This is a genomic window from Pseudogracilibacillus amylolyticus (SeqCode) (assembly GCF_051918545.1).
Taxonomy (GTDB): domain Bacteria; phylum Bacillota; class Bacilli; order Bacillales; family Amphibacillaceae; genus Pseudogracilibacillus.
The window spans coordinates 1-7,255 of the sequence record NZ_JBPPZG010000193.1 but is presented as its reverse complement, the minus strand read 5'-3'; the positions used below and the strand labels follow the sequence as shown (position 1 = coordinate 7,255).

The following is a 7,255-nucleotide window of genomic DNA, read 5'->3' as shown; positions in this document are numbered from 1 at the left end:
TGGATGAATTAGGGTACATTTCATTTGATAAAGAAGGGGCAGAATTATTGTTTTCCCATTTATCATTAAGAGCCAATCGGAAGTCAACGATAATTACTAGTAATTTATCATTTTTAAAGTGGCAGGAAATTTTCCATGATGCCGTGTTAACAGCCGCATTAACCGATCGCTTAACTCACAAATCACACGTTTTAAGTATGAATGGAGCATCTTATCGTATGAGAGAAACGGAAGAATGGCTCAAAAACGATTAGGAAATCTAGACATAGGGTGGCTCAGTTTTAAATTGCGATGTGGCTCACTTTTCACTTGCGAAATACAATTTTTGGTAATAGAGGTCTATTTTAGTATAATTTTTTTTCATCACTAAAACAATAGCAAAAAAACTTCTCCATCGTTTTGGAGAAGTTTTCACTAAAGCATCAGGTGCAATTGCTTACTGGGCGCTTTCGCCTTTGTTCTTTATTTCTTTGAAAATTCGTTTGCAGTTATTGTCGTCGATGTTGGAAAAGACAAGATGCTTTTTGTTGGTTATCTCATCTCGTTCTTTAAAATTGTTTTCCAAATAATAAGCAATGGAGTCAATGATTTGTTCTTCATCCTTGCAAATATCGCCCAGAAACGTTTCTTCAATTGGTCTCAAGATTCCGTTCTTAAAGAAAGTATCTGAATCAAAGTGATAAAAAATAATTGGTTTGGACATGTAATTAAAATCAAATGAAACAGAGGAATAATCTGTTATCATTAGCTTACTTTCAAGCAAGAGATCCTGGACATTTTTTTCCCCAAGGCGGACAATATGAATTCGTTCAGAAGTAACGCTATTAAATGTGTGAATTAATGGCTGCATCCGATAATGTGGATAAAAATTTAATTGTACATCAAATTTATTCAGCAAGTTCACAAGGCGTTCATTTTTCAACAATGACATATATCTTTTATAGTAATTGGAACGAATGAAATTTTCTTCGGTATTTAACCACTCCCGCCAAGTTGGAATGAGGAGAATGGACCTCTTCTCATGATGGTGCTTTAACAGTCGATCAAAACGTGATAAACCGGTAACTTTTATTTCTTCTTTCTCATACCCCAGCTTCTTATGGACGACGTTTTTCTCCGCATTGGAACTGACACAGAACAGCTGAAACGGATATTTATAAAAACTTTTATGGTATTCCACATTTTTTCTTCCCAGAACACCGTGTTGTATAAAAATCCTTCTCCCATTGATATAGTTACCCAGTTCGATCCCTTTTATGGGCAAGATATAATCCAGGTCGTGCGATCCGATAAAGGTACTGGCTATAGATGCTTTGCGGAGATGCTTTAATGAACCAGCGTAAATGATATTACCCAACCCCTTGATATTCTTTATATCTTTGGACGAGGGGTCAATCACATAATAGATCTCTTTTTCTGGATGCTGCTTACGACAATATTCAAAGAATCGGCACCCGGTATCTTGGGCAGTGTCTGGCCTCTCACCAATTAACCAAATATCTTTTTCCTTATTTCGCTTTCGATCGATATTTTGGCCATACCTCAAATAAAGATATTCTCTTAAGGTAAAGCCAAAACACTCCAACTTTAGGTTTCCACTAGGAGTTAGTGAGAAATACCCTTTGTAATAGGTGCCTTTATGCTTCAACGTGGTTTGTGTTACGATATCATCTTTATAGTAGGTGAACTCCTCAAATCCTAATTTACGTTCCTTTACCTCATCGTTGTATTGTATTTGAATGTAAAAGTCATAAATGGCTTTTTGGGACCGATTAGGGGGTAAAATGTCCTTTAATGCAATTTTTACATCAAATCCGGCAAGTGTATAATCATAGCCGTTTATGATGAAATCCTTTCTTTCCACACTATTTAAACTCATGCTTAGCATTTCGTCCGTGTCTCTGTTACGCACTATTAACGATCGTTTCATTGCATTGTTCTCGTCAAAATGGATGGTATCCAAATACGCATACCCTTGCAAATGCAGGACGTTCTTGGTAATTGCATAATATTCTATATCACGGGACATGTGCAATTCATTGAAGTAAACGGATAAATGGTTATACTTTGTTACGTTATAGTAAATCTGGCGTATATTTGGCGCTTCAAATGTTATTCGGGAATCATATGCTAAATGATCCTTGCCATCCGTTTGAATGCGGAACCAGTGAGAAACATGATCATCAACAATTTCGAGAAAGACATTCCATTGCACCTTTAGTAGATCATCAGGGACTAACTTCCTATAATCGAGATCGAAATGGAATGTGTATTGTTCATCCTTCTGCTTCGTCTCTTTTATGGTTACCGGTGTTTTAACGACTTTATCGGTGTTTCTTTGCTGGAAAATGATCATTGTATCACGAAGGTTATTTCGTTGAGGCAATACTGGGTCGTTAAAGGAACCGGATAGAGAAACAAACCAGTCTTCATAGATTGTTGCTTGTAACCCGGTTGCGGTTATGGTTGCTGTTTTAATTTTGGATGATAGCGAACCATTGATTGTCTTGTACAGTTGATGCTTCAAGGAACCATTTTTTGTATTGTAAAATAACTGCTTGTTGGGCATCTGGAAATGTTCATCTAGTTTGATACGGTATTTACTATCGTCTACTTGAAAATAGTAGTCCCAAGTCCCCTTAATAAGCGGATAATGGTCAAAATCAATCGTACAGTTCCATTGTTTTTGGTTGATCCATGTTATGGGAATCGTGTAAGAAAGGGGCGAGTTTCTCTTTTTCAATAAAACCAAAATACGTTTCTGGTTGATATTTTGTAACTCGGACCAGCCTTGAATGGTTACATTTTTCGTATGGAATGTTATGTTATCAACAAAAGGTTTTATTATCGTCTTAGTTGCGTGAGCATCAGGTTGTTGAGCCATAAAAATTCCTTCCTTTAATTAAAATTGACGTTATTTTTTCGAGTATAGTAATCCTATTTAAATTACCATGCTCAACATTGCCTGTAAAGTTTTATTGCATTGCCTGTACTGGGTCGTCTGAAAATGCTGCAATTGTTCCGGAAATGGTTGATGAATAAGGGGAGTAATGGAAACAAATCCAAATTATTGTTAGAATTATTTTGCGAGACAAAAAATTAATTGGGGAGTTTTAGGATGAAAAAAATATTAGTCAGATCAGGTATGTCCCCGTTAGACACTTTTAGTGCAGATGAAATAATCAAAAGAAATGCAATAGGAAATAATGTCGGGAACCTCATTTATGCGTACAGTATATACAGAAACATGACCACAGATAATGTAGAATTGGTGTCTGACTATTATAGGAAAGACCCCAAAGATGCAGATATGATAAATGAAACCCATAACGCTTATATCTTTCCTTTAGCAAACGGAATTAGAAAAAGCTTTATACCTTCTTTAAAGAAATATACAGAGCTTATCGAAAAACTCACCATTCCTGTTTATGTAATAGGGCTGGGGATGTCTTTCCCATTTGAGCCCAATATCAGTACCAAACGACCTTATGATGATGACGTCAAAAAATTTGTCAGTGCCGTTTTGGAGAGATCAAGTATGCTTGGCTTACGGGGGCAAATTACAGCGGATTATCTGTCATACTTAGGTTTTAAAGAGGGAGTTGATCATCAAGTAATAGGCTGTCCGTCCATGTATACATTTGGTAATACCATCAAGATAAGGGATCTTCATTTAAATGAATCTTCTTCAGTCAGTATCAATATGACACCAGCGGCGAATCAGAATGTGCTAAAATTTTTAAATGGCCTTTCCCGCAAATTTAATCATTTGAATTTCATCCCCCAAGACATGGATGAGCTAGTGTTAACTTATGCTGGCACCCCTTTACTTGGTAATTCAGTTAACAGTATACTGGATAACTATCCAAACAGTCTTAATAGCGAAGTATACCAAGAGGATAAGGTTAAATTTTTCTTAAATGCGCCAACTTGGATAGAGCATATGAAAACTGTTGATTTGAGTATTGGGACAAGATTGCATGGTAATGTCGTGCCGTTACTTGCCGGATCTCCGAGTATTACAATACCGATAGATGCCCGAATGAGAGAACTATCTGAATATCATAATCTCCCACGTGTTTCTTCGGAGGAAGTTAACGGTAACACCTGCCTGGAAGAGTTAGTTGAAAAGGTTGATTTTCATGCTGTCGAAAAAACCCATCAAAAAAACTATGATAATTTCATTCGTTTCCTAGCAAAAAATGGCATCCATCATATTTACGACCGTAATGCTGATGGTGTTAAACAGCCACTTGAAAAAGCTCTTGAAACAATTCAACTTAAACAGCCAATTGGACCGATAACGGCATGTACAGCTGATGAGATGAGGGACAGGTTAGAAAAAAGTTACAAAGTCGTGTTATCCAAGCGTGAAAAAACAGACAAAAACTATACTAAAACAATTAAAGCGAAAAACAAGACGATTTCAGTGCTGCAAAATGATATAAAGAAGAAAAACGTTAAGATAAAACGATTGAATCTTAAAATAAGCAACATGGAAAATTCGCGATCCTGGAAAATAACTAGACCATTACGTCATTTTGCAACAAAAAAATTTACTGACTCAGATAAGTAAGTTATTTTAGTTGGGAAATTTGTGAAATATGCTAGGAACTTTGCAATAGAATATATTATAAAATGGAGCAGAGGAAAAACCTGCTGTTACTTGTGAAAGAAGAACTGGATGAGGATGTATACTATCGGTTTATTCCGGTACAGTTTCGGGACGATCGTATATTGATCCCCAAAAAGTATATCAATCATATCCATGTTATACTACTGGTTAATCATACGGTATTTGAATTGTCATTTGATCAGGTGGATGGCAAAAATCAAAATTTGATGGAAATGAAACATGTTATTACGGATCTCTCCCAATTTCCCAATATTGTCGTTAGTCAAACACAGGTGATAGAAAACAACATGAATAAGATCCAAACCCTGTTGGACGATGCGTTTATAGTGGATATAAAGGGTGTTTGCGTTCAAGAAGATACGGCGGCCATCACATTTTTTGAGAGTGATCAAGATTTATATCATCTTCATTTACCTCTTTTAGCGTTGAGTAATAGGAAAAACAATGATATATATGTTATTCAAGGTGAAGAATCCTGGCAGCATACATTATCTTTTCATTTTAAATCTTTTTTGGCGCATACAGAGAGTGAAAAAGCAAGATGGGATATGTACTTACTGTCGAAGGGAAATCAGAAAGCCTGGCGGTTACGATTTATCCCGCAAAGTGACGAGCATCCAGACAGATATTTCCCGATTTTACCACAGAGTTTTTTCAGCGAATCAACATATAATTGGCGTAGCAGGCTTTACCTAACCAAAGATGATACGCTTGCTTTAGAGAAAAATAATATATCCAATTTAATAAAAAACCAATTTAAGATTAAGCCTAAAGTTGAGCGATTCGTCATGAAGAAAAATCATATCGACCTGCAAATTTCTTTAGAAAGCCCATATATAAATGAACTGGAAATCAACCATGTCTATTTGGTCCATCGTAATAAAGATGATTTTACAAACCGGAAATTTTCAGTGACATACATCGAGTCTGGTGGGGAAAAGAGTATCGTTAACGCAACAATCGATATATCGTCAAATGATCTTTTTCCATTGTATTGGGATATTTTTGTCGGTGTTATCGCAAATGATGATGTAGAACAATTAATAAAGGTTTCCAAAGTGACAGGCAAGGTATTCCAAAAGGTGGATAATACAGTATTAAAGTATTAGCTGTCCATGGAAGCAGATCACATCTTTTATCCTTATATAACGGTTAATAAAGAGTTGGCATTTACCTATAGGCCACGGGAACATTTCGAAACCAGGTATTATTATTGGAAGGAAAATATCGCTTATATAGTCGCGTGGGTATTATATGGTTATCTGAAGAAAAAAGAGATCTGGATTGGCTTTGAAAAGCTTGCCATGTCAGCACATGAAAGTGGATATTATTTCTTTGATTATGTGTATAGAAACGGGTTGCACAAAAACTTTTATTATGTCATCCGAAAAGATTCACCAGAAATAAACAACCTGCTGGATAAACGGGATAAGGTACTATATTACAAGTCTTTTAAGTATTTTGTTTACATGTTTGCAGCAAGATTGCTGATATCATCCGATACCAAAAGAAACAGTTATCATTTAAAAATGAAAACAAGTAAACTGGGCAAAACACTAACAAATAAGCCGCTTGTGTATTTGCAACATGGTGTCAATGGTTTGAAAAAAGTTCCCGACTTTTATAAAAAACGTAATGTTTTTGATCTGGTCATTGCCCCATCAGAATTTGAAAAGGAAATGATTGTGAACTATTGGGGGTATCGTGAATCAGAAGTAGTCACTACTGGACTGGCGCGATGGGATGTGTTAGAGGATAAAACGGATCAGATAGCTTACAAACAAATTTTTGTGGGATGCCTACATGGAGAACGTGGATGGATGGGATAAGTAAGGAGAAATTTGCTGAAAGTGATTATTATAAAAACTATATGAACTTTTTAACCTCTGAAAAACTAAAAGATGTATTAGAAAGGGATAACGTAAAAATCAAATTTTTCCTGCATCCTAAATTCAAGGATTATATCGATTTATTTGATGTTGAATCCGACCACATTGAAAAGTTTGGTTTCCTGGATGTACCGCTTGACGAGATGATTATGAAAAGTTCCATGATGATAACCGACTACTCCAGTGTCATCTGGGAAATGTTTTATTTAAAAAAGCCTTGTCTCTTTTATCACTTTGATCGGGATAAGTATTTAGAATATGAAGGAAGCTATATGGACTTTGAACATGAGCTATTTGGTGATGTAGCATTTGATGCGGACACATTAATCGCCTATGTGGATGATTATATCCGGAATAACTTTCAGGAAAAAAGCGAGTATCGGGAGCTAAGGCAACGTTATTTTACATTTATGGATCGTAACAATTCCCAACGTATATTTGAAGCGGTGGAGGAGAATAAGGAAATACTCTACAAAAAAAACCGGGATTGGTATTGGAAGCTATCGCATATTTTACCGTTTGGTGTCAGAAGACGGATTCTGAATCTAAAAAGGTGGATATTTAATTAAGTTTTGTTAATTGAAGACGTATTGCACTGAAACTTCATTCATTAAGGAAGCAATTGGAAATCCCACTCAACATTATGGGGCTGGGACAAAACTCCAGTAAATAAAAATTAAGGCGTAGGAGCTTACACTAAAAAAAGTGTAGGCCCCACGCCTTTTTTGAC

Annotated in this window: 6 protein-coding genes; 5 read left to right on the top strand and 1 reads right to left on the bottom strand. The window is 35.9% G+C overall.

All coding sequences use genetic code 11. The features are described 5' to 3' along the window. Positions 1-254, top strand: a 254-nt coding sequence (locus tag ACPYKA_RS16840) for an ATP-binding protein (protein WP_479543373.1), incomplete at its 5' end; no start/stop codon positions are given. A gap of 182 nt (positions 255-436) precedes the next feature. On the opposite strand, the gene ACPYKA_RS16835 is transcribed toward ACPYKA_RS16840, so the two are convergent. Beyond that, positions 437-2,884: a CDP-glycerol glycerophosphotransferase family protein gene (locus tag ACPYKA_RS16835; RefSeq protein ID WP_479543372.1), complete on the bottom strand. Its 2,448-nt coding sequence runs from the start codon at positions 2,882-2,884 to the stop codon at positions 437-439. 234 nt (positions 2,885-3,118) lie between these two features. On the opposite strand from ACPYKA_RS16835, the gene ACPYKA_RS16830 reads away from it, so the two are divergent. From ACPYKA_RS16830 to ACPYKA_RS16815, 4 genes are all read left to right on the top strand, one after another. Further along, positions 3,119-4,576, top strand: a complete 1,458-nt coding sequence (locus ACPYKA_RS16830; protein WP_479543371.1) for a polysaccharide pyruvyl transferase family protein — start codon at positions 3,119-3,121, stop codon at positions 4,574-4,576. Between the two features lie 62 nt (positions 4,577-4,638). Continuing rightward, positions 4,639-5,745 carry a hypothetical protein gene (locus ACPYKA_RS16825; protein ID WP_479543370.1) on the top strand — a complete coding sequence of 369 codons (1,107 nt, stop codon included), beginning with the start codon at positions 4,639-4,641 and terminating at the stop codon, positions 5,743-5,745. Positions 5,746-5,751: 6 nt separating this feature from the next. Next, positions 5,752-6,465 (top strand): CDP-glycerol glycerophosphotransferase family protein, encoded by a 714-nt coding sequence (locus ACPYKA_RS16820; protein ID WP_479543369.1) that lies wholly within the window; start codon positions 5,752-5,754, stop codon positions 6,463-6,465. Then, the gene (locus ACPYKA_RS16815) at positions 6,453-7,094 is read left to right on the top strand and encodes a CDP-glycerol glycerophosphotransferase family protein (protein ID WP_479543368.1); all 642 of its coding nucleotides are present in this window, start codon (positions 6,453-6,455) and stop codon (positions 7,092-7,094) included. Before ACPYKA_RS16820 ends, ACPYKA_RS16815 begins: the two co-directional genes overlap by 13 nt. The last annotated feature ends 161 nt before the right edge of the window (positions 7,095-7,255 follow it).

Excerpts from the sequence above, each read along its gene's own strand:
- ACPYKA_RS16835 (WP_479543372.1), bottom strand. The coding sequence starts at position 2,884 with ATGGCTCAACAACCTGATGCTCACGCAACTAAGACGATAATAAAACCT.
- ACPYKA_RS16830 (WP_479543371.1), top strand. The coding sequence starts at position 3,119 with ATGAAAAAAATATTAGTCAGATCAGGTATGTCCCCGTTAGACACTTTT.
- ACPYKA_RS16825 (WP_479543370.1), top strand. The coding sequence starts at position 4,639 with ATGGAGCAGAGGAAAAACCTGCTGTTACTTGTGAAAGAAGAACTGGAT.
- ACPYKA_RS16820 (WP_479543369.1), top strand. The coding sequence starts at position 5,752 with ATGGAAGCAGATCACATCTTTTATCCTTATATAACGGTTAATAAAGAG.
- ACPYKA_RS16815 (WP_479543368.1), top strand. The coding sequence starts at position 6,453 with ATGGATGGGATAAGTAAGGAGAAATTTGCTGAAAGTGATTATTATAAA.